The organism is Rhizobium sp. Leaf371 (assembly GCF_001424045.1).
In the GTDB taxonomy this organism is placed as follows: Bacteria; Pseudomonadota; Alphaproteobacteria; order Rhizobiales; family Rhizobiaceae; genus Ferranicluibacter.
Genome location: NZ_LMQB01000024.1, coordinates 60,163 through 81,967, shown reverse-complemented (window position 1 = coordinate 81,967; position 21,805 = coordinate 60,163). Strand labels below are relative to the sequence as shown.

At 66.1% G+C, this 21,805-nt stretch carries 22 protein-coding genes; 12 read left to right on the top strand and 10 right to left on the bottom strand.

What is annotated here, in order from left to right:
• Positions 1–49 precede the first annotated feature (49 nt).
• The 3 genes from cobS to ASG39_RS14450 all read left to right on the top strand — a co-directional run bounded on the left by cobS (position 50) and on the right by ASG39_RS14450 (position 4,008).
• Positions 50–1,045 (top strand): cobaltochelatase subunit CobS, encoded by a 996-nt coding sequence (gene cobS, locus ASG39_RS14460; RefSeq protein WP_062595689.1) that lies wholly within the window; start codon positions 50–52, stop codon positions 1,043–1,045.
• A gap of 4 nt (positions 1,046–1,049) precedes the next feature.
• Positions 1,050–2,948 (top strand): cobaltochelatase subunit CobT, encoded by a 1,899-nt coding sequence (gene cobT, locus ASG39_RS14455; RefSeq protein ID WP_062595688.1) that lies wholly within the window; start codon positions 1,050–1,052, stop codon positions 2,946–2,948.
• 67 nt (positions 2,949–3,015) lie between these two features.
• Positions 3,016–4,008, top strand: a complete 993-nt coding sequence (locus ASG39_RS14450) for an esterase-like activity of phytase family protein (protein ID WP_156468163.1) — start codon at positions 3,016–3,018, stop codon at positions 4,006–4,008.
• Between the two features lie 131 nt (positions 4,009–4,139).
• Here the strand turns inward: ASG39_RS14450 and ASG39_RS14445 are convergent, their stop codons facing one another.
• Together ASG39_RS14445 and rpmB are read right to left on the bottom strand one after the other, a co-directional pair.
• Positions 4,140–4,781 (bottom strand): queuosine precursor transporter, encoded by a 642-nt coding sequence (locus ASG39_RS14445; RefSeq protein ID WP_062595686.1) that lies wholly within the window; start codon positions 4,779–4,781, stop codon positions 4,140–4,142.
• A 171-nt stretch (positions 4,782–4,952) separates the two neighbouring features.
• Positions 4,953–5,249 (bottom strand): 50S ribosomal protein L28, encoded by a 297-nt coding sequence (gene rpmB, locus ASG39_RS14440; protein WP_062474881.1) that lies wholly within the window; start codon positions 5,247–5,249, stop codon positions 4,953–4,955.
• 341 nt (positions 5,250–5,590) lie between these two features.
• On the opposite strand from rpmB, the gene ASG39_RS14435 reads away from it, so the two are divergent.
• Positions 5,591–6,334: a DUF3108 domain-containing protein gene (locus tag ASG39_RS14435; RefSeq protein WP_244481251.1), complete on the top strand. Its 744-nt coding sequence runs from the start codon at positions 5,591–5,593 to the stop codon at positions 6,332–6,334.
• A 72-nt stretch (positions 6,335–6,406) separates the two neighbouring features.
• Positions 6,407–7,315, top strand: a complete 909-nt coding sequence (locus ASG39_RS14430; protein WP_062595684.1) for an EamA family transporter — start codon at positions 6,407–6,409, stop codon at positions 7,313–7,315.
• Here the strand turns inward: ASG39_RS14430 and ASG39_RS14425 are convergent.
• Both ASG39_RS14425 and gloB read right to left on the bottom strand, forming a co-directional pair.
• Entirely contained in the window at positions 7,300–7,758 is a 459-nt protein-coding gene (locus tag ASG39_RS14425; RefSeq protein WP_062595683.1) for a cupin domain-containing protein, read from the bottom strand. The two genes, ASG39_RS14430 and ASG39_RS14425, sit on opposite strands and share 16 nt — an antisense overlap.
• Positions 7,758–8,528: a hydroxyacylglutathione hydrolase gene (gloB, locus tag ASG39_RS14420; RefSeq protein ID WP_062595682.1), complete on the bottom strand. Its 771-nt coding sequence runs from the start codon at positions 8,526–8,528 to the stop codon at positions 7,758–7,760. The genes ASG39_RS14425 and gloB overlap by 1 nt, the downstream gene beginning before the upstream one ends.
• Before the next feature lie 138 nt (positions 8,529–8,666).
• Between gloB and ASG39_RS14415 the strand changes: the two genes are divergently transcribed.
• The 3 genes from ASG39_RS14415 (at position 8,667) to ASG39_RS14405 (ending at position 11,580) form a co-directional block, all read left to right on the top strand.
• On the top strand, positions 8,667–9,422 hold the full coding sequence (locus ASG39_RS14415; RefSeq protein WP_062595681.1) for a class I SAM-dependent methyltransferase: 756 nt from the start codon (positions 8,667–8,669) through the stop codon (positions 9,420–9,422).
• Between the two features lie 115 nt (positions 9,423–9,537).
• On the top strand, positions 9,538–10,644 hold the full coding sequence (gene hisC / locus ASG39_RS14410; RefSeq protein ID WP_062595680.1) for a histidinol-phosphate transaminase: 1,107 nt from the start codon (positions 9,538–9,540) through the stop codon (positions 10,642–10,644).
• A 9-nt stretch (positions 10,645–10,653) separates the two neighbouring features.
• Positions 10,654–11,580: a prephenate/arogenate dehydrogenase family protein gene (locus ASG39_RS14405; RefSeq protein ID WP_062595679.1), complete on the top strand. Its 927-nt coding sequence runs from the start codon at positions 10,654–10,656 to the stop codon at positions 11,578–11,580.
• 3 nt (positions 11,581–11,583) lie between these two features.
• Here ASG39_RS14405 and ASG39_RS14400 read toward each other — a convergent pair whose 3' ends face one another.
• Complete coding sequence (locus ASG39_RS14400) at positions 11,584–12,585, bottom strand: DUF2125 domain-containing protein (protein WP_062595678.1); 1,002 nt, start codon at positions 12,583–12,585, stop codon at positions 11,584–11,586.
• 294 nt (positions 12,586–12,879) lie between these two features.
• On the opposite strand from ASG39_RS14400, the gene ASG39_RS14395 reads away from it, so the two are divergent.
• Positions 12,880–13,452, top strand: coding sequence for a gamma-glutamylcyclotransferase (locus ASG39_RS14395; protein ID WP_062595677.1), 573 nt, complete (start codon positions 12,880–12,882; stop codon positions 13,450–13,452).
• On the opposite strand, the gene ASG39_RS14390 is transcribed toward ASG39_RS14395, so the two are convergent.
• The 4 genes from ASG39_RS14390 to ftsE form a co-directional block, all read right to left on the bottom strand.
• On the bottom strand, positions 13,449–14,249 hold the full coding sequence (locus tag ASG39_RS14390; protein WP_062595676.1) for a 1-acyl-sn-glycerol-3-phosphate acyltransferase: 801 nt from the start codon (positions 14,247–14,249) through the stop codon (positions 13,449–13,451). The genes ASG39_RS14395 and ASG39_RS14390 overlap by 4 nt on opposite strands.
• Before the next feature lie 172 nt (positions 14,250–14,421).
• Positions 14,422–15,141 (bottom strand): YdcF family protein, encoded by a 720-nt coding sequence (locus ASG39_RS14385; protein ID WP_082477258.1) that lies wholly within the window; start codon positions 15,139–15,141, stop codon positions 14,422–14,424.
• A gap of 180 nt (positions 15,142–15,321) precedes the next feature.
• A complete protein-coding gene (locus ASG39_RS14380) occupies positions 15,322–16,272 on the bottom strand; it encodes an ABC transporter permease (protein WP_156468162.1) in 951 nt (316 codons plus the stop codon).
• Positions 16,273–16,351: 79 nt separating this feature from the next.
• Positions 16,352–17,011: a cell division ATP-binding protein FtsE gene (gene ftsE, locus ASG39_RS14375; protein WP_062595674.1), complete on the bottom strand. Its 660-nt coding sequence runs from the start codon at positions 17,009–17,011 to the stop codon at positions 16,352–16,354.
• 242 nt (positions 17,012–17,253) lie between these two features.
• Between ftsE and ASG39_RS14370 the strand changes: the two genes are divergently transcribed.
• The 3 genes from ASG39_RS14370 (at position 17,254) to ASG39_RS14360 (ending at position 18,943) form a co-directional block, all read left to right on the top strand.
• Complete coding sequence (locus ASG39_RS14370) at positions 17,254–17,880, top strand: hypothetical protein (RefSeq protein WP_062595673.1); 627 nt, start codon at positions 17,254–17,256, stop codon at positions 17,878–17,880.
• Between the two features lie 61 nt (positions 17,881–17,941).
• Positions 17,942–18,493, top strand: coding sequence for a hypoxanthine phosphoribosyltransferase (gene hpt / locus ASG39_RS14365; RefSeq protein ID WP_062595672.1), 552 nt, complete (start codon positions 17,942–17,944; stop codon positions 18,491–18,493).
• A 90-nt stretch (positions 18,494–18,583) separates the two neighbouring features.
• Positions 18,584–18,943: a response regulator gene (locus ASG39_RS14360; protein WP_062595671.1), complete on the top strand. Its 360-nt coding sequence runs from the start codon at positions 18,584–18,586 to the stop codon at positions 18,941–18,943.
• 53 nt (positions 18,944–18,996) lie between these two features.
• Here ASG39_RS14360 and ASG39_RS14355 read toward each other — a convergent pair whose 3' ends face one another.
• On the bottom strand, positions 18,997–21,702 hold the full coding sequence (locus ASG39_RS14355) for a TIGR02302 family protein (protein ID WP_062595983.1): 2,706 nt from the start codon (positions 21,700–21,702) through the stop codon (positions 18,997–18,999).
• Positions 21,703–21,805 lie beyond the last annotated feature (103 nt).

The window sequence follows — 21,805 nt, the reverse complement described above, 5'->3', positions numbered from 1 at the left end:
AGGCCTGGCGCGAAGCGCGGCCCCCGGTGACTTAATGAGCGGAGACATGATGAGCAAGGTAGACCTCGATATTTCCAATCTTCCCGATACGACCGTATCCGTCCGCGAGGTCTTCGGCATCGACAGCGACCTGCGCGTGCCGGCCTATTCCAAGGCCGATGCCTACGTGCCGGACAGCGATCCCGACTATCTCTTCGACCGCGAAACCACGCTTGCGATCCTTGCAGGCTTTGCGCACAACCGCCGCGTCATGGTGTCGGGCTATCACGGCACGGGCAAGTCCACCCATATCGAACAGGTGGCCGCGCGGCTGAACTGGCCCTGCGTGCGCGTCAACCTCGACAGCCATGTCAGCCGTATCGATCTCGTCGGCAAGGACGCGATCGTCGTCAAGGACGGCATGCAGATCACCGAATTCAAGGACGGCATCCTGCCCTGGGCCTACCAGCACAATGTCGCGCTGGTGTTCGACGAATATGACGCCGGCCGTCCGGACGTGATGTTCGTCATCCAGCGCGTGCTCGAATCCTCCGGCCGCCTGACCCTTCTCGACCAGAGCCGCGTCATCAGGCCGCACCCCGCCTTCCGCCTGTTTGCGACCGCGAACACGGTCGGCCTCGGCGACACGACCGGCCTCTATCACGGCACGCAGCAGATCAACCAGGCGCAGATGGACCGTTGGTCGATCGTCACCACGCTCAACTATCTGCCGCACGACAACGAGGTCGATATCGTCGCGGCCAAGGTCAAGGGCTTCACCGCGAAGCGCGGCCGCGACACGGTGTCGAAGATGGTGCGCGTCGCCGATCTCACCCGCGCCGCCTTCATCAACGGCGACCTGTCGACCGTCATGAGCCCGCGCACCGTGATCACCTGGGCCGAGAACGCGCATATCTTCGGCGATATCGCCTTTGCCTTCCGCGTGACCTTCCTCAACAAGTGCGACGAGCTGGAGCGGGCGCTGGTGGCCGAGCATTACCAGCGCGCCTTCGGCGTCGAGCTGAAGGAAAGCGCCGCCAACATCGTCCTCGAAGCGACGGCCTGATCGCATGGCAGGGCGCGGCGACAATACGAGACCGAAACCCGGCGTCCAGGTGGATGTCGAACCGTTCCGCCGCGCGCTGACCGGCTGCATCCGCTCGATCGCCGGCGATTCGGAGATCGAGGTCGTGTTTGCCAACGAGCGGCCCGGCCTCACCGGCGACCGCATGCGCCTGCCGGACATTTCCCGCCGCCCGACGCGGCAGGAACTGTCGGTGACGCGCGGCATCGGCGACAGCATGGCGCTGCGCAAGGCGTGCCATGACAATCGCATCCACGCGACCATGTCGCCGCAGGGGGCGGATGCCCGCGTCATCTTCGATGCCGTGGAGCAGGCGCGCTGCGAGGCGATCGGCGCGATCCGCATGGACGGCGTGGCCGAGAACATCACCTCCATGCTGGACGAGAAATATGCCCGCGCCAATTTCGGCGCCATCGAGCGGCAGGCCGATGCGCCGATCGAGGAGGCCGTGGCGCTGATCGTGCGCGAGCGGCTGACCGGGCGCAAACCTCCGGAATCGGCCGGCAAGGTGCTCGATCTGTGGCGCGCCTTCATCGAGGAGAAGGCCGGCCGGGAGATGGAAAACCTCTCGGGCGCCGTCAACGACCAGCAGGCCTTTGCCCGCGTCGTGCGCAACATGCTCGCCTCCATGGACGTGGCCGAGAAATATACCGACGAGGACGCCGAGCCGGACGACCAGGAAACGCAGACGGACGAGGACCAGCCGCGCAGCCAGGAACAGGACGAATCGACCTCCGAAGAGGATGCCGGCTCCGATGCCGCGCCGTCGGAGGAAAACGAGTCTGCCGAAGAGCAGATGGACGACGGCGAGATGGACGGCGCCGAGATTTCCGACGAGGAAATGTCGGATGACGGCGACGAGGACAGCGAGACGCCCGGCGAGGTCAAGCGGCCAAACAGCCCGTTCGACGACTTCAACGAGAAGGTGGACTATGCCGTCTTCACCGAGGCGTTCGACGAGACCATCACGTCGGAGGAACTCTGCGACGAGGCGGAGCTCGACCGGCTGCGCGCCTTCCTCGACAAGCAGCTCTCGCACCTGCAGGGCGCCGTCGGCCGGCTGGCCAACCGGCTGCAGCGTCGCCTGATGGCGCAGCAGAACCGCTCCTGGGAGTTCGACCTCGAAGAGGGTTACCTCGACCCGGCGCGTCTGACGCGCCTCATCATCGACCCGATGCAGCCGCTATCCTTCAAGCGGGAGAAGGACACCAACTTCCGCGACACGGTGGTGACGCTGCTGATCGACAATTCCGGCTCCATGCGCGGCCGGCCGATCACGGTGGCCGCGACTTGCGCCGACATTCTGGCGCGCACGCTGGAGCGGTGCGGCGTGAAGGTCGAGATTCTCGGCTTCACGACGAAGGCCTGGAAGGGCGGTCTGGCGCGCGAAAAGTGGCTCGCCAGCGGCAAGCCGCAGTCGCCGGGCCGTCTCAACGACCTGCGCCATATCATTTACAAATCGGCCGACGCGCCCTGGCGCCGGGCGCGGCGCAATCTCGGCCTGATGATGCGCGAAGGTCTCCTGAAGGAGAATATCGACGGGGAAGCGCTGATCTGGGCGCATAACCGCCTTCTGGCGCGGCCCGAGCAGCGGCGTATCCTGATGATGATTTCGGACGGCGCGCCGGTCGATGATTCGACGCTGTCGGTCAATCCGGGCAATTATCTGGAGCGGCACCTGCGGGCCGTGATCGAGCAGATCGAGACGCGTTCGCCGGTCGAACTGCTGGCGATCGGCATCGGCCACGACGTGACGCGCTACTATCGCCGCGCCGTGACCATCGTGGATGCCGACGAACTGGCCGGCGCGATGACCGAGCAGCTCGCCTCGCTGTTCGATGACGAGAACGGACGCGGCAGACGTGCGGCGCGACGTGCGGGCTGAGGTGCGGCTGAAGACCCTCGGCCGCCGGTTGCTGCTTCTGGCGAGCCTCTGCGCCCTGCCTCTGGCGATGACAACGGTGTCTGCGCCCGTGCAGGCCGCCGATCCGAAGCCGAAGCCGCAACCGGATCGGGCCGTGACCGAGGCGATGACGATCTTTGCGAAGACGATCGAGACGTTCCGGTTCGGCTCCGACCAGCGCGTGTTCGGCAAGCTCGAATTCGTCGGCGGTCTCGACCTCACCTCGAGCAATGCGCTTTTCGGCGCCTTTTCCTCGATCCGCTTCCGCCCCGACGGCGCGCATTTCGTCGGCGTCCTCGATACCGCCCACTGGCTGGAGGGCCGCATCGAGCGCGATCCGGGCGGGCGGCTTTCGGGTCTTGCCGATGTCACCGTGACGTCGATGACCGACCGCCGCGGGCGCACGGAGAGCGCGAAAGCGCGCATGGATTCCGAAGGGCTGGCGCTACGGGACGGGCAGGTGCTCGTCAGCTTCGAAGGCGATGCGCGGGTGGACATCTATCCCGACCCCGGCTTCACGCAGTCGCGTCCGATCCGGACCCTGCCGATCCTGCTTCCCAAAGGGCGGCTCAAAAGCAATCGCAGCCTCGAGACGGTGGCGGTCTCGCCGAAGGACAGTCCGCTGGCCGGCGCGCCCGTCATCGTCGCGGAACTCTCGTTCGATGCGGATGACCATCTGCTGGCCGCCGTGCTCGAAGGGCCGCGCAAGGGCGTGTTCGGCGTGTTGCAGAAGGATCCCTTCGCGGTGACGGACGGCGCCTTCCTGCCGAATGGCGATCTCCTGCTGCTCGAACGCCGCTTCAGCTTCGCCGCCGGCCTCGGCATGGAGATCCGCCGCATCAAGGCCGACGATATCCGCCCCGGCGCGGTGGTCGATGGCGAGGTGCTGATGTCGGCCGACCTCGGCTACCAGATCGACAATATGGAAGGTCTCGACGTGGTCGTCCAACCGAATGGCGACATCCACCTCATCCTCGTCTCCGACGACAATCACTCGATCCTCGAGCGCTCGCTGATGCTGGAGTTCAAGCTTCTGCAATGAGGGGGGCGGGGTCTTGCGCTTGCGCGCGGCCCCGTCAAGGAAGACGCGAGCGCCCGCCACGCGTCCCTTCGCCCCGCACGCGAGGAGAAGATGCCTGCCAAGCGGATGAGGGGGAGCTGCGGGCGAAAGGTTCAGACCCGGGCGCTGGGCGCGCCGGGCATCGGCTTCAGCACGTTCATCAGGGCGCCATAGGGCAGCAAGAGAACCAGGCCGACGAGGATCTTCACGACGAGGTCGCCGAGCGTCCAGGAGATCCAGCGCGGGGCTTCCGTCGCGAAGATGCCGAGGATGGGGGAGAACTCCAGCGCGAAAGGGTCGTTCGGGCCGATGAAGGCGAAGACGGGCGCGAAGGCGAGGGAGAAGAAGATGGCCGTGTCGAGCGCCGAGCCGAACAGGGAGCCGGCGAGCGGCGCGCGCCACCAGCGCTGACGGCGCAGGCGGTTGAAGACGGAGATATCCAGAAGCTGCCCGAACAGGAAGGCGGAGCCGGACGCGATGGCGATGCGCGGCGTGGCGACCATGACCGAGATCAGCACGGCGACCGCAAAGCCGCAGATGACGACGCGACGGGCGATCTTCGGGCCGAACTGGCGGTTGGTAAGGTCGGTTACCAGAAAGGCTGCGGGATAGGTGAAGGCGCCCCAGGTGAGAAGATCGCCCAGCTGCATGCCGGCGATCGAGCCGGGCAGGGGGAACTGCACCAGGAAATTGGAGGCGACGACCACGAGGGTCATGACGGCAACATAGGTTGCAAACAGGCGTGTGTTCAGCATTTTTTTATCCTGGGTGATGCCACCAGTTGGAGGAAGGGATCCGCTGCCCGAATGGCGGCAGACCCTATGAACGATCGGTCGATGCGGGAAAAGCATGCCCCGAAAAGCGCGCAAGGAAAAGGCCCGCCGGTGACGGCAGGCCATGATCCGAATGAGGCGCAATCGTGCCGATCAGGCGGCGACGGCTTCCGCAGTCTTCTTGACGATCTGGCGACGCAGCAGGCGGGCGCGCATCGACAGGTCGGTTTCGCTGGCCTTGAGCAGGAACGCGTCGAGACCGCCGCGATGCTCGACCGTGCGGAGAGCCGCAGCCGAAACGCGCAGACGGAAGCGCTGGTTGAGCGAGTCCGAGATCAGCGTGACCTGGCAGAGGTTCGGCAGGAACCGGCGCTTGGTCTTGTTGTTCGCGTGGCTCACATTGTTGCCCGACTGGACGCCCTTGCCGGTCAATTCGCAACTACGGGACATGGAATCACCTATTTCTTTTCGCCTGCGTTCAATGCGTTCGCGGGCCACAAGCCCTGGCAGCATTCCCACCGGTCAGGATTGGAAAGTTGCGGTTCTATAGTCAGCAGCGCGGCGCGCGTCAAGACAAAACACCGGAATTTCCCGCAAAGTCGGGGTGGGGCGGTGGAAAAGCCGGCGGGGCTGCGCGCGATAGCGGGTCGGGTGGCGGGTCGGGTGCCGGCTGCGGAGCACGGGCGTAGAAATGCCGCAAACGCTGCCTATCTCTCGTTCTTTCTCCTCAATCTCTCTTCCGAAAGGTTCACGGCATGGCCCTGCGTGTCGGTCTTGCGGCTCTCGTCGCAATGTCCCTTGTGACGGTTCCCACGAATGCGGCGCGGCCGGCGGATGTCGTGCACGACACCGATTACACGATTTCGCTGGCCGGCCTGCCGATCGCCCGGGCGTCGTTCCATACCAAGATGGACGATCGCCGCTACACGATCTCGGGCACGTTGAGCTCGGCCGGTCTCGCCGATATCCTGTCGAGCACCAGCGGCCGCACGGAGGTGTCCGGCACGATCGAGAACGACAGACTGGTCGCCACCGATTATTCGGTCCGCTACCAGACCGGCAAGAAGGCGCGCGCGATCGACATCGCCTTCGACAAGGGCAATGTGACCTCGGCCACCCTGACCCCGCAGCGCAAGAAGCCGCCGAAAAACTGGGTGCCGGTGACCAAGGAGGACATGCGCGGCGTGGTCGATCCGCTGTCGGGCCTGATCTTTCCGGCCGGCGCCAAGGTCTGCCCCAAGACGCTGCCGGTGTTCGACGGCGAATCGCGCATGGACCTGAAGCTGAGCGCCAAGGGCACGAAGCCGTTCAAGACCGATGGGTTCAGCGGCGACGTCATCGTCTGCGGTATCCAGTTCGTGCCGAAATCGGGCTATCGCAAGGGGCGTGCCGACGTCGATTACCTGCGCAAGCTCGACAGCATGGAGATCTGGTTTGCAAAGTCGGATGCCGTGCAGGTATATGCTCCTGTCTATGTCCGGATCCCGACGAAATATGGGCCGGTGACCGTGTGGGCCACGCGCTTCAAGGGGTGATCCGTCCGGGTCTGTCGCCACGCGCCGCCCGCTGCAGTGCAGGATCGTCAAAGCGGGCAGGAGAGCGGGCAGATGCAGACCAAGGCGACGTTGATCGGCTTTACGGCCATCCTCATGTGGGCGCTTCTGGCGCTGTTCACGGCCGCGTCCGGCACCATGCCGCCCTTCCAGCTCTCGGCCATCTGTTTTGCCATCGGCAGCGTCCCCGGCCTCGTCGTGCTGGCGCTGCGGCCGGAGCGGCTCGCCTTGCTGCGGCAGCCGGCCAAGGTCTGGATCGTCGGCATTGTCGGGCTGTTCGGCTATCACGCCCTCTATTTCACGGCACTTCGCAATGCCCCGGCCGTCGAGGCCGGGCTGATCGCCTATCTCTGGCCGCTGCTGATCGTCGTGGGTTCAGCGCTGCTGCCGGGCGAGCGGCTGCGGTGGTATCATGTGGCGGGCGCGCTCTGCGGCCTTGCCGGCACGGCGATGATCGTCGCGCGCAACGGCGTCGCCTTCGACAGCGCCTATACGCTCGGATACGGCGCAGCACTCTGCTGTGCCTTCACCTGGGCAATCTATTCGCTCATGACGCGGCGGTTCGAGGCGGTGTCCACCGACGTCGTCACCGGCTTCTGCCTTGCGACCTCCATGCTGTCCTTCGTCTGCCATCTCGCGCTGGAGACGACCGTGTGGCCGGATACGGGGACGCAGTGGCTGGCCGTTGCCGGGCTCGGCCTGCTGCCGGTCGGGGCTGCCTTCTATGCCTGGGATTACGGGGTCAAGAACGGCAATATCCAGCTGCTCGGCGTTGCGAGCTATTCGGCCCCGGTGCTGTCGACCCTGACGCTCATCCTGTTCGGCTATGCCGAGCCGTCGCTCAGTATCGCGCTCGCCTGCCTGCTGGTGACCGGCGGCGCCGTGCTGGCCGCGCGCGACGTGATCTTTTCGTCGCGCAAGGTTGCGGCTCCGGCCGAAGACCGGGTTCAGCCGGCGGCCTGAGGCGCCGGCGGCTCCCATCCGGGCGGTGCCATTTCGAAGACGCTGAAGTCGAAGCCGGGCGCCACGGTGCAGCCGACAAGCGTCCAGGCCCCCCGTGATTCGGCCGATTGCCAGACGCCGGCGGGAACGATGCCCTGCGGGCGCTCTCCGTTCTCAAGGTCGGTGCCGAGCACGACGGTCGAGGCGGGCTCGCCCGGTGCTGCCAGCCGGAGCGTCAGGGCTGCGCCCGCATAATGGTGCCAGACCTCGGCGGCATCGCGAACGCGATGCCAGTGCGACCGCTCGCCGGCCTCAAGCAGATAGTAGATCGCCGTGGAATGCCCGCGCGTGCCGCCCCGGTCGTCGCGAAAGGTCTCGACATACCAGCCGCCTTCCGGATGTCGGATCATGCCGAGCGCCGCGACAATGGACCGCGCGTCCTGCGTCTCTGCCCGCGCCGCCATCAGGCATTGTCCTTGCGCTTGCGGATCTCGGCAAAGACCTCGCCGTCGCTCGCCGAGGACAGTCCGAGATGGGCGCGGATGCCGGGATCGTTCGGGCGCAGGAAGGGATTGGTGCATTTTTCCAAGCCGATGGTCGTCGGTGCGGTGACGCCGCCGCGCTCGCGCAGCGTCTCGATCTCAGCGGCGCGGGCCTTCAGCTCGGCATTGTCGGGATCGACCGTTACGGCGAAACGGGCGTTCGACAGCGTGTATTCGTGGCCGAAATAGACCTGGGTGTCGTCCGGCAGCGCCATCAGCTTCTGGAGAGAGGCCCACATGTCGGCCGGCGAGCCCTCGAACAGGCGGCCGCAGCCGAGCGCAAACAGCGTGTCGGCGGCAAACAGCAGGCGGTCTTCCGGCAGATGGTAGCAGATATGGCCGGCGGTATGGCCGGGCGTGCCGATGACATGGACCTTGTGGCCGGCAAAGGTGAAGTCGCCGCCATCGCCGATGGTCATGTCGATGCCGGGAATGCGCGAGGCCTCGCGATCCGGGCCGATGATGGTCGCGTCGTAGCGGGTCTTCAAAGCGAGGTTCGCTTCCACATGGTCGTTGTGGTGGTGGGTGGTGAAGATATGCGTCAGCGTCCAGCCGCGCCGCTCCAGCGCGTCGAGAATCGGCTGCTCTTCCGGAGCGTCGATCGAGGCCGTCTCGCCGGTTTCGGGATCGTGGAGGAGGACGCCGAAATTGTCGGTCCGGCAGGGGAACAGGTCGAGATCGAGCGCGGGCATGGTGGGGTCCTCGGGGGCTGGGACATGAGTTGTCTTTCGAATGTAAAGGCGGCGCGGGGGAAGTCCAGCAATGGCGGTGGTTGCGAATTTCGGCATTGGCCGGTTTCCTTTCTCCGGGCCGCGCACTACCCTTTGCGCATGCACGCCGATATCGTCGATCTTCGCCAGTTCTATCATTCGCGACTCGGGCGCTTCACCGAGCAGGCGATCTCGATGGCGCTTGCCTCCATCTGGTCGCGGCTGCCGGAGGAGCGGCTCGTCGGGCTCGGCTATGTCCTGCCCTATCTGGAGCGCTTTCGCGCCGATACGGAGCGCACCTTCGCCTTCATGCCGGCGGGGCAGGGGGCGGTGAACTGGCCGGTGGCCGAGCTGTCCTCCACCGCTCTGGTCTTCGACGAGGAGCTGCCGCTGCCCGACAGCTCCATCGACCGCATTCTCATGGTGCATTCGCTGGAATTTGCCGAGAACCCGCGCGAGACGATGAAGGAGCTCTGGCGGGTGCTTGCGCCCGGCGGGCGTCTCGTCATCGTGGTTCCCAACCGCCAGGGCGTCTGGGCGCGCATGGACCACACGCCGTTCGGTTCCGGCCGGCCCTATTCGCGCGGGCAGCTGACGGCGCTGCTGCGGGAGACGAATTTCACGCCCGGGGCCTCCTGCGAGGCGCTGTTCTTCCCGCCCTCCACCGTCAAGACCGTGCTGAAGCTCGGACGCGCCTTCGAGAAGATCGGGCGGGCGCTCTGGCCGGTGTTCTCCGGCGTCATCGTCGTGGAGGCGCAGAAGCGGCTTTATCAGGGGCTGCCGGTCGCGGCGCGCGCGTCCCGCCGCGTCTTCGTGCCCGTGCTCGCGCCACAGGGGGTTCCCACCACGCGCGACGGGCAGCCGCCGGTGCGGTGAGGGGGCGAGCGCCCCAGCCCCTCGACATGCCGTCGAAGGCCTCGACAAGGCCTCGACAAGACGCGGAGGGACCGGTAATGGCAGAGCCATCCGTGACACCAGCGAAAGCCAGACCATGAGCTCTCTCCCGAACGCTCCGACCCCGCGCCCCGGCATTCTCGACATCGCCGCCTATGTGCCGGGCAAGGAACATGCGCCGGGCGTCGCCAAGGTCTACAAGCTCTCCTCCAACGAGACGCCGCTCGGCGCGAGCCCGAAGTCGATCGAGGCCTTTCGCCAGGCGGCCGGGCAGTTGGAGCGCTACCCGGACGGGCAGGCGGTCGAGCTTCGCAACGCGATTGCCGAGGTCTATGCGCTGAACCCCGCCAACCTGATGTGCGGCAACGGCTCGGACGAACTTCTGGGCCTGCTCGCCCACACCTATCTCGCGCCCGGCGACGAAGCCATCATCACCGAGCACGGGTTTCTCGTCTACAGGATCCAGATCATGGCGGCCGGCGGCACGCCGGTCACCGTCAAGGAGCGGGATTGCCGCGTCGATGTCGATGCGATCCTCGCCGCCGTGACCGAGAAGACGAAACTGGTCTTCCTCGCCAATCCCGGCAATCCCACCGGCACCTTCGTGCCCGTCGAGGATGTGCGTCGCCTGCAGGCCGGCCTGCCGAAGCACGTGCTGCTTGTGCTCGACGCAGCCTATGCCGAATATGTGCGGCGCAACGACTACGAGGCGGGCATCGAGCTGGTCTCGTCCAACCAGAACGTCGTGATGACGCGGACCTTCTCCAAGATCTACGGTCTGGCGGCGCTCCGCATCGGCTGGATCTACGCGCCGGCCGCCGTCATCGATGCGCTGAACCGCAGCCGCGGACCGTTCAACCTGAATGCGCCGGCGATTGCCGCCGGTGCCGCGGCCGTTCGCGACAAGGCGTTCACGGCCGCAGCGGTGGATTTCAACGCGGAATGGGTGGCGAACGTCAGCGAGCGGCTGACGGCGCTCGGCCTTACGGTCACGCCGTCGGTCGCAAATTTCGTGCTGTTCCACTTCCCCGATGTCGCCGGCAAGCGGGCGGAGGATGCGGATGCGTTCCTGACGAGCCGCGGCTTCGTCCTGCGGGCGGTGCGTGGCTATGGCTTCCCCAATTCGCTGCGCCTGTCGATCGGCACGGAGGAAGCGAACGAGGGCGTTCTGGCGGCCCTTGCCGAATTCCTCGGGAAGAACTGAGAGGCGGATATGCCCAAGCTTTTCGACAAGATCGCGCTGATCGGCATCGGCCTCATCGGCTCCTCCATCGCGCGGGAGATCCGCGACAAGGGGCTCGCGACCTCCGTGACGATCTCGACCCGCAGCCGGGAGACCCTCGACCGCGCGGACGTTCTCGGTCTCGGCGACCGCTATGTCCTGTCCCCGGGCGAAGCGGTGGAAGATGCGGATCTCGTCATCATCTCCGTCCCGGTCGGGGCGTCGGGCGCTGTCGCGCAGGCGATCGCGCCGCATCTCAAAGCCGGGGCGATCGTCACGGATGTGGGCTCCACCAAAGGCTCCGTCATCGCGCAGATGGCGCCGCATCTGCCCGACAACGTCCATTTCATTCCCGGCCACCCGATCGCGGGAACGGAATATTCCGGCCCGGATGCGGGCTTCCTCGGGCTTTTCAAAAGCCGCTGGTGCATCCTGACGCCACCGGCCGGCACGGACGAGACCGCCAAGGGCCGGCTGCGGGCCTTCTGGGAGGCGCTCGGCTCGGATGTCGAGGAAATGGATGCGGAACACCACGACAAGGTTCTGGCCATCGTTTCCCACCTGCCGCACATCATCGCCTACAATATCGTCGGCACGGCGGACGATCTGGAAACGGTGACGGAATCCGAAGTCATCAAATATTCGGCCTCCGGTTTCCGCGACTTCACGCGTCTGGCAGCCTCGGACCCGACCATGTGGCGCGACGTCTGCCTGCACAACAAGGATGCGATCCTCGAAATGCTGTCTCGGTTTTCCGAAGATCTCGCCTATCTGCAGCGGGCGATCCGCTGGGGCGACGGGGACAAGCTGTTCGACCTCTTCACCCGCACCCGCGCGATCCGCCGCTCCATCATCCAGGCCGGCCAGGATACCGACATGGTCGATTTCGGCCGCCATGCGCTGGATGCGAAGACCTAGAGCTCAGAGCTGCGGCAGGACGCCGATGGGGATGAAGGCGAGAAAGGCGGTGCCGTCGCGCACGTTGAGCGTGACGGTGGCGTCGTTGCCGCCTGCCGCAAGCGCCGTCAGCATGTTGGCGGCATTGTCGAGCATGTTCTCGCTCTCGGGAAAGGCGCTCGCGAGAGCGGCGCGCCAGGCCGCGATATCGCGCATCGTCACCTTGAAGGCGCCGGAAATCAGCCCCTGATCATCCACCGTGAACGGGCCGTTCGCGGTCGTCACCATGCCGTTGCCGAGATCGATGGTGAGATTGCGCACCTCGCCCGCGCTGCTGCGCAGGGCGTGGCGCGACAGGCCGCCACGGTCGAGCAGGGTGGCGCGATCCTTGACGGTCAGATCGATCGCGGCGTTCATCAGCGGCAGCAGGCTTGCGCCGTTGTGCGGCTTCAGGTCGAGCCCGGTGACCGACAGGGCGGCATCGAGATCGCTGTCGTTCTGGCGCAGATGCAGCTCCGTCGTGTTCGTGGCGAAGGCGAGCGCGTCTTCGCCCAGCGTCGGAACGAGCGTCCCGGCCAGGCGCTCGGAGACGATCGACGTGCGGCTGAGGCCCGACAGGGTCGCCTGAATGCTCGCCTTCAGCGTCTGCCAGTCCATGGAGGTGGTGATGCCCGGAGAGAAGCGCAGCTCGGCCGGACCGTCCATCTCGATCACGGCATGGCCGGGCCAGTAGACCTGCGCTGCCGACCGGAGCGCGCCGGCGGCGCCCGACGCGCCGAGCTTGGTGTCGTCGACCTTCACGGCATCGCAGAACAGCCCGATGCGGAAGGGGAAGCCGCGCACGGTCAGCCCATCGCACTGGGCGCTGGCGCTGCCGGAGCGGCTGGTGAGGAAGCTCGCGAGCCGCGTCTCGATCTGGTGGGCGGCCAGGAACCAGATGCCGCTATAGACCGCGAGGAAAATGACGATGCCGATGCCGAGACGCCGGATCCGTGTGCTTGCGGCCGGCGGTGCTGTCTGTGTCATGCGGGTCTCCGGTCGGCGGTCTGGATGAAGGCTTTGTCGGAGCGTCGAACGGCGCTCGTCATGCGCGACCCTCGAGCGGGTCCGCGTTGTCGGGGTCTTCTACTGCATAACGCTGCAGACCGGAATGCTTCGGGGAAAATAGGCAAGGTGTCCTGCCATCCGGCGGAGGTGCGGCTGTTTCACGCGGTCATCGCCTTGAAAATGCGGCCGCCGAGGCCTCCGGTCGTTCCGCTTTCCGCCATTTTGCAGTAGGAGGGCGGGACCGGCCGACGTGTCCGGCCTTTAAGCGACGGGATGACCCTTCTTGTGACGGACCTTGTGAAGACGAAGGACATGGGCGACATCTGGGTGTTCGGCTACGGTTCGCTGATGTGGAATCCGGGCTTTGCCTTCGTCGAGCAGGCCAAGGCGCGCGTCTTCGGCTATCGTCGGGCGCTCTGCGTTCGCTCTCACGTCCATCGCGGCACGGCCGAGAGCCCGGGCCTGGTTCTCGGTCTGGATCTTGGCGGGTCCTGCCTCGGCATGGCGTTCCGCGTCGCTCCGGATGACCGGGACGCGGTCGTCGCCTATCTGCGCGAGCGCGAGCTGGTGACCCATGTCTACAAGGAGCGCCTCTTGCCGTTGCGGCTTGCCGACGGGCGGGTGGTGACGGCGCTCGCCTATGTCATCGACCGGGCGCATCTGCAATATGCGGGCGCCCTTCAGGCCGACGAGGCCGCGCTGATCGTCGCGCATGCGCGCGGCCGCTCGGGCGAGAATGTCGATTACGTCATGAACACGCTCGAGCATCTGCGCGAGATGGGCATTCGCGATCACTGGCTGGAAGAGGTCGGCCGCGGCGTGCACACCTTGCTTGGCAAGCGCTAACGGATTTCCGGCACGGGCACGCCGAGTTCGGCCAGCCGCGTGCGCGCCGTCTCCGGCAAAGGCAGATGCGGATTGTCGCGGACGGTTTCGACCAGCAGTTCGTCGCTTGCCGTCTCCGTCACTGAAATCAGGGTTTTCAAAAACGTATCGCTGTCGAGGCCCGGACCGATCGGGGGCAAGATGCGGACCTTGAAATGGCCGGGGAAGCGCAGCGTCGTGCTGCGGGGCCAGAAGAGGCCGGGATGCATCGCCACGGGGACGACGGGAACCTGCAGGTCGCGATAGAGGCGGGCGATCCCGTATTTGTAGTCGGGCGGCGCGCCCGGCGAGCGGCGGGTGCCCTCGGGATAGATGATCAATTGCCGGCCGGTGGCGATCTCGGCCTTGGCGCGCTGCATGACGGCCGCCATTGCCCGGCCGCGCGCGCTGCGATCGACCGGCACCATGCGCTGCTTGGCGACATACCAGCCGAACAGGGGAATGCGCATCAGCTCGCGCTTGAGGATGAAGAACGGGTCCGACAGCCAGGGCAGCAGCGCATAGACGTCCCAGAAGGACTGATGCTTGGGCGCTAGGATATAGACGCCGTCCTTCGGAATATTGTCGAGCCCCTCGATCTCGAAGGTCGTGCCGACGATCACCCGCATCAGCCAGTGATTGCTGCGCGCCCAGTTCTTCGGCACGAACCACGAGGTTTTTCGCGAGACCAGAAAGTAGATGGGCGTCAGCACGATCATGCGCAGGATCAGATTGGCATAGAAGGCGACGTTGAAAAGGACCGAGCGAAGGCGAATCATGGGCGGCTTTCGGAAAGCGGGCGGCAAAACGGATCGAGCGTACCGTCCCCGGCTGCCTACACGAATTCCGGCGCTGCGAAAACCGGGATCTCGCGTGGCAGCGCTTGCCAGGGACAGCGGGAAACGGCTTTGACGAACAGACGCACGAGAGCGGGGAGATATCGTGTCGCGCCTATTGCGCGGCCTGGGTCCGCTCGGTCCGCAGGCCGCTATCCGTCGGTGTGCCCAGAAGATCGCGCAGCGAGGCGACCGTCAGCTTGGCATATTCCGAGAGGATCGATTTCAGCACCATGGGATTGGCGATCCAGTTCGTGCTCTTCAGGTCGGAATTGACGACCGGATAGGGCACGAAGGTGATGCCGGGATTGGCGCGGCGCAATTCGAGCAGGCTGCGCGGCATGTGGTAATTGTTGGTGACGACGAGGATGCTCTTGTAGTCGTTGTCGCGGATCCAGTTCGCGGTCTCGTGCGCATTGCCGATCGTGTCGATCGCGTCATAGCCGATGTCGACGCAGCAGCGGAACAGATCGGCCGAGCTCTGGGTGTTGCGGCGGATCTGGCCGCTGGTGGTGGTGGGGTGGACGCCGGAGATCAGCAGGCGCTGTCCGGCACCGGCCTTCAGAAGGTCCACGGCCTGGTCGATGCGCTGGAACCCGCCCGTCAGCACGACGATGGCGTCCGCCTTGGGGCTGGCCGGCGGCTGCAGCGAGGCGACCTGATCGGCGAAATAGAGCAGGCTTGCCGTGGCACAGCCGGCGACCACCAGCAGGACGTAGAAGGTCAGGCGCGCGAGCCGGCGCCGGAAGCTGACATGCCGGCGCGTCCGCCGCGCAAAGCCCTTGCGCTCGGTTTCGCCGGAAGTCTCCGCGTCGGAGGTTTCGTCCGCCATCATGATGTTCTTCCACCGTTGCGCCGGATGCGGGGCGCGCGACGGGACGGGTGTTGCGATGCCGGAAGACCGGTGAACCCGCTTTGTGCCTTAACGATGGCCTGAACTTGCGCGGCCTGAACTTGCGCGGTCTGAACCTGCGCGTGCGTGACAGCGGGAGGAGAGGGCGCGCGCATCGGCATGTCAGGAATTCGGGATGAGATCGGCCCGGGCGGGGTCGGAGCGGATGCGGTCGATTTCATAGATCGTGCGCATGACCGTGAACCGCGCCGTCAGCGTCGTCAGCAAAGCGATGACGAGCATGATGGCGGCGATGCCGAGATAGCCGGTATAGCCGATGGTGAAGGTGCCGAAGAGGGCCGTTGCCTGATCGCTTTGCGGCGTGGCGAGCGAGCGCGACTGCCACCAGCCGGCCGCGGCGAAGGAGAGCGCGGCCAGAAAACCGCCGGCGCCGGCGCCCTTGAAGCTGATCTTCAGGAAATGCTTCTGGAATTCCGAGGCAACGAAGCTTGCCTCCGCGCCGACGAAGTGCAGCACCTCGACGATATGGCGATTGCCCGACAGCGTGCCGCGCGTGGCGAAGATGACGGTGAGGACCATGGCGGAAAAGACGAGCGTGAGCACGCCGGTGCCGATAAGCGCCGTCGTGTGGGCCATGGCCACAAGCCGGTCCACCCAGTTGCGGTGATCGTCGAGCGTCGCCTGCGGGATCTCGCCGGTCAGGCGCGCCCGCATGCCGGCGAAATCGGGCGGGTTGCGCTCGTCGATGGTGATGATGACGAGGCGGGGCACGGGCAGCTCGTCGATATCGAGGCCTTCCCCGAGCCAGGGTTCGAGCAGGCGCGCGGTTGCGGTGCGATCGACGATACTGCCATCGACGGTGCCGTCGAAGGTGAGCGCGATGTCGCGCGCGTCACGCAGGGCCTTCTCCATATCGAGCCCTTCCTCGGGCCGGATCTGGATCGTCACCTCGCGCGAGATCTCGCTCTGCCAGCTTTCGGCCGTCGCCCGCACCATGGAAACGGCGCCGAGCGTGAGGCAGGCGAGGAAGGACATGATGGCGATCACCAGCATCAGCGCATTGCCGGAGACGTTGACCGGCGGCACGATGGGGGCCATCGGGCGGACGCGCATGGGCGCCTTGCGCCCCTCCGCCTCCTGCGGTGCGCTGGCGGCACCGCCCTTCGCCCCGCGGATCGATCTTTTGCCGGCGTCAGTCATAGATGTCGAGCCGCCCCTGCGACAGGATCATGCGGCGCGCTTCCACCTGGTCCATCAGCGAGAGATCGTGCGTGGCGATGACCACGGCCGTGCCGAGGCGGTTCAGCTCCATGAACAGGTTGAGGAGGCGGCGGGCCATCGGCGGATCGACATTGCCGGTGGGCTCGTCGGCGAGCAGGATTTCCGGCCGGTCGATCAGTGCACGGGCAATGGCGGCGCGCTGCTTCTCCCCGCCCGAGAGCACCGGCGGCAGGACGTTGATCCGCTCGCCGAGACCGACCCAGCCGAGCAGCTCCAGCACGTCGGAGCGGTAGGATGATTCGTCCTTGCCGCGCACGCGCAGCGGCAATGCGACGTTTTCGTAGGTCGTGAGGTGATCGAGCAGGCGAAAATCCTGAAACACGATGCCGACGCGCCGGCGCAGCATGGGCAACTCGTCGCGCGGGATGGAGGCGATGTTGCGGTCGAACATGCGGATCAGCCCGCGCGTCGGCTGCAGCGACAGGAACAGCAGGCGCAGCAGCGTCGTCTTGCCGGCGCCCGACGGGCCGGTCAGGAACTGGAAGGACTTGCGCGGGATGTCGAAGGTCAGGTCGCGGAGAATTTCCGGTCCCATGCCGTAGCGCAATCCGACGTTTTCGAAATGAATCAACTTCCAGCCTCTGAGATGGACGCTCTACCGCCAAGTGCGGGCGCGATCCGGCCAGCATGGTTAAACACTGGTTAATTTTCCCTTTAACCTCGCAGGCAAAAACGTCGCTTTGAGGGCTAAAATGCCCGCAATGGGCTGGATCGGAGGCACTCCGGGCCCGTTACCACTTCGTTAACCCTTCACCTTTACCTTTCGGCAAGGATTTCCCCGCTTTCGGGCGGGGCTGCTGCGGAGGACGATGCATGGCCGGCTTTTCAAACGCGTCGCGTAAGGTCGATCTTCTTCCGCCGGAACGGACCCGGCCCGCGCGTCCCGCACCGCGGGTGCTGCGCCAGGTCGATGCCGTCGATGCGGTCTTCGAGGTCGTGCCGTTCTCGCGGCCGTCCACGCCCCGCGCGCCCCTGCGTCCCCACACGCCGATCAAGACCGTCGAGCGTCCGTCCGGCCTTCTCACGCTGGCCGAGCAGATGTTGCAACGCGTTTCGCCGCGCGCTTTCGCGGGGCTGACGATCGGCCTCTGCGCCGTCGCCTTCGGCCTTGCGACCGCGCTGGTGCCGACAAAACCGCAGGCCGCGCCGGCGCTCGGCTTCGGCGATGTGCGCACCGAGCTTCAGGATGCGGCGGGACTGAAGGTCGTCGCCGTCTACGGCACCGTGGTCAATGCCACGCCCGTCTCCCGTGCGATCCCCGAGATCCTGGTCGATGTCGCCGCTTCCGGGCGACGCATGACGGCCGAGGGGCAGCTTGCCGGCAGTCGCCTGCTGGCGCCCGGCGAGAGCCGCGCCTTCTCCGCACGGCTGCCGCATGCCGGCGGATCGGCGCCGATCGTGCAAATTTCCTTCCGTGCAGCGGGTGCTTCGCCACGCTGACTGTGCTAACGCCAAGCCTTGAAGGACGCCGGACGGCGTTCCGTCGCCTGGAGCCATTGCCATGCCCGTCGTTCGCGGAAAGATGATCGAGACGCTGTTTTCACCGGACGTGATTGCCGCGCGCAACACGGAGATGGCGGCCGATATCGTTAAGGGCCGCACCGACGACCTGCTGGTGATCTCGGTGCTCAAGGGCTCCTTCATCTTCGCGGCCGATCTGATCCGCGCCATGCACCATGCGGGCCTTGCCCCGGAAGTCGAATTCATCACGTTGTCGAGCTACGGCACCGGGACGGTGTCCCGCGGCGTCAAGATCATCAAGGACATCGACAGCGACCCGCGCGACCGCGACGTGCTTCTGATCGACGATATCCTGGAATCCGGGCGAACGCTGCGCTTTGCACGCGACCTGATGCTGGAGCGGGGCGCGAAATCGGTCTCGATCGCCGTCCTCCTCGACAAGAAGGTCAAGCGCGAGATCGACTTCGAAGCGGATTTCGTCGGCTTCGAATGCCCCGATTATTTCGTCGTCGGCTATGGCATGGATGTCGCCTATGCCTTCCGCGAACTGCCCTTCGTGGGCGTGGTCACCGGCGACGCCGACAAGATCTGAGGCCGGCCTCGTCGCTTATGAGGTTTTCCGTCTTTACGGTTTTCAAAGGAAACTCTGCGCTTGTGGGCTTCTGATGTTTAGGAGGCCATGATGGCAAAGATCCTGATTACCGAGGATGAAGACTCCCTGCGCCGCTTCGTCGCGCGCGCATTGCAGATGGACGGGCACGACGTCGTGCAGGCGGGCGATGGGGCGGAGGGGCTGGAGCAGCTCCGCGGTGGCCCCTTCGACCTCCTGCTCTCCGACATCCGCATGCCCGTCATGGACGGCATCGCGCTGGCCCACGCGGCGGCGGCCGCTTTTCCCGGACTGAAAATTCTGCTGATGACCGGCTATGCCGAACAGCGCGAACGCGCCGACGACCTCGCCGGCAAGATCATCGACGTCGTGGCCAAGCCGTTCAGCCTTCCGGATATCCGCAAGGCCGTCGCGGTGGCACTGGCCGCCTGAGGCGGTTTAAGGGCTGATTGACGGTCAGATGAGGGGCGGACCCGACTGCGACCTCACCGGATATCCAGCAACCGCTCCAGATACTGCCGCTCCACCTCCGGCGAGACGTTGTTGCCGAGGCGGCGGCGGATTTCGTCGAGGATTTCGCGGGCGCGCTGGGTGTCGATCTCGTCGGGAACCTTCACCTGGTCGCCGAAGTCGGGGCCGGGGTTCTGCTGGCGGCGGCCGAGGGGGTCACGGCCGTTCTGGCCGTATTGCGGCACGCCCTGGCCCGGACCCTGTCCCTGGCCTTGACCCTGGCTCATCTGGTTCATCATGTCCTGCGCGCCTTCGCGAAGCGCCTGCAGGGCGCGGCCCTGGCTGCCGACGGCCTGTTCGCCCTGGCCCTGGCCGAGCTGTCCCGACGCGCCCTTCATCTCGCGACCGGCCTGGCCGAAGCCCTTGCCGGGCTTGATGCCCATGCCTTCGAGACCCTTCTGCAGCTCGCCGAGCTGCTTTTCCAGCGCCTGCTGCTGGCCTTGCAGATCCTTCAACGCCTGACGCAGCTGTTCCTCGGTCATCTGATCGGTCTGATCGCCGCCCGGCTGCTGTTCGCCCTGCTGTTGCTGCTGGCCCTGCTGCTGGTTCTGGTCCTGCTGCTGGTTCTGGTCGCCGGGCTGCTGCTCGAACAGGTTCTGATCCATCATCGGATCGCCCATCTGCATGCGGTTGCGCAGAGCCTGATCGTGCTTGAAGGTCTGCTCCATCAGCCGCTGCTGCTCCTGCATCAGCGCGCCGAGCTTGTCCATCTGCTGGCGCATCTCGCTGTTGTCCTGGCCCTGCTGCATGTCCTGCGGCGTACGGCCGGCCTGGAGATTGTTCATCATCCGTTGCATTTCCGACAGCATCTGGCGGGCCTGATCCTTCGAGCCGGATTTGGCGAGGTTCTCGATCTGGTCCATCATCTTGTCCAGATCCTTGCTGCTCAGCATGTTCTCCCTGTTGGGTCGCGCGGCCATTTGCGGGTTCTTCATCGCCTGTTCGGCGAGGGCCTGCATGAATTGCTTCATCGCCTCGCGCAGTTCCTGCATGGCCTTGGCGATCTCCTCGTCCGAGGCATTGCGTTCCAGCGCATCCGACAGCTTCTGCTGGGCTTCGCGCAGATTGCGCTCGGCCAGCGACAGATTGCCGTCCTCGATGCCGAGGGCGACCTCCCAGAGATAGTCGGCGGTGCCGCGCATCATCTCTTCGTTGCGCGCAAGCTCCATGCGGCCCTTGGCGGATTGCAGCAGGAGAAAGTGGGTGAGGTTGGGGATGTTGTCTTCCGGGCGGATGTTCAGCGCGTCGTTGAGCTCGATCGCGCGGGGCAGATCCCGGCTGTTGAGCGCCATGACCTGACGCTCCTCGGCGACCGCGCCGGCAAGCGGCTGGTAGAAGCGGCGAGCGGGCAGGATGATTTCCTGCGACGCGCTGCGCCCCTCCTGGCCGGCGGCATCGCGCGCGACCAGCGTGATGCGGACGCGCTTGCCGGCGAGCGGATGTTCCGACAGGTTGCGGCTGGCCGTCGCCTTGGCATCCTTGGCATTGCGGCGCGGCAGGTCGAGCCGGTATTCGGGCGCGGGATAGAGCGGCGTCGCGTCGACGGGCGGTGCCTCTGCCGGCACGATCTCGGCGAAGGCTTCGCTCAGGCCATAATCGTCCTTGGCGATGAAGGGGATTTCCAGCGCGGCATTGACGGTGGCGCGCGGTGCGCCATCGAAGGCGATGTCCGGCACGGCATCGGGAATGACGGCGAACTGCCATGTCTGGCCGCCGACCGTCAGCGTGCCGTCGCGGGTGATCTTGTAGAGGTGGGTGCTGTTGCCTGGAGGTGTCGGGGTCTCGGCGCCCGCAGGCGTGTCCTGGACAGAAGCGGGCGGCGGGACGGGGGCGGCATTGTCGGCCTGATCCTGTCCGGCCGCGCCGACCTCCTGCGGCTTCTGCGCCGGGATCGGCATGGCCGCGCTCGCACCCTTGTCGAGGAAGGTCACGGCCGTGTCGGTCGCTGCCGCGCCACGCGTCACCCGAACGGTCACGTCGCTGAATTGCGGGATGCGGAGCACGCTTGCTTCGGCGGTCCCGGTCTTGGTCTCGCTCTCGGCACCTGCCGCCGGCTGGTCCTGCCGGCCGGTGAGGAAGACCGGCGCGCGGCCGGTATAGGCGGGCGGCGTCACCCAGGCATCGATGCGCACATCCGGCGGGGCCACGATGTTTTCGGGAAGGCGGAAGGCGTCCGACACCATCCCGGCGCGGTTGGAATAGGAATAGGCGAAGGCAACGGCCACGAGCAGCACCGGCAACGCGCGCAGGCCGAAGCCGTCATGGCGGGCGATATCGGGTCGCGGCAGACCAGTTTCGAGCGCGCCGATCATCCGGGCCATGCGGCTCTGGTGCTCGCGCCAGAGCGCCTCGCCGAAGGCGCCGCCGGTGGCCGGCCTGTCGTCCTGCACGCCGATGGCTTGGTGCGGCAGGGCATTGCGCTCCTCGAGCAGGCGGTCGGCCTCATGCGCATCGGGCAGGCGGATGCGGAAGACCGGCACGAGGGACGCCATGAAGGCGAGCGCGAAGACGAGCAGCAGGCCGGCGTGACCCAGCGGCGGCACGGCGCGGAAAAGGCCGAACCAGGCGGCCGACAGAAAGAGGAAGGCGACGCCGAGGGGAAAGAGCGCGCGCGGCGCGAGGCGCTCGGCCACGAGCACGGCGCGGGCGAAGCCGCGCTTGCGGGCGAGCGTGCGCGCCATGCCTGTCTGCTTGATACCTGTCTGCTTGATACCCGTATGGATCTGGCCGGTATGACTCTGGGCCGTGCGCGCCGTGCCGGATTCGCCGTCCTTGCCTGCCGGT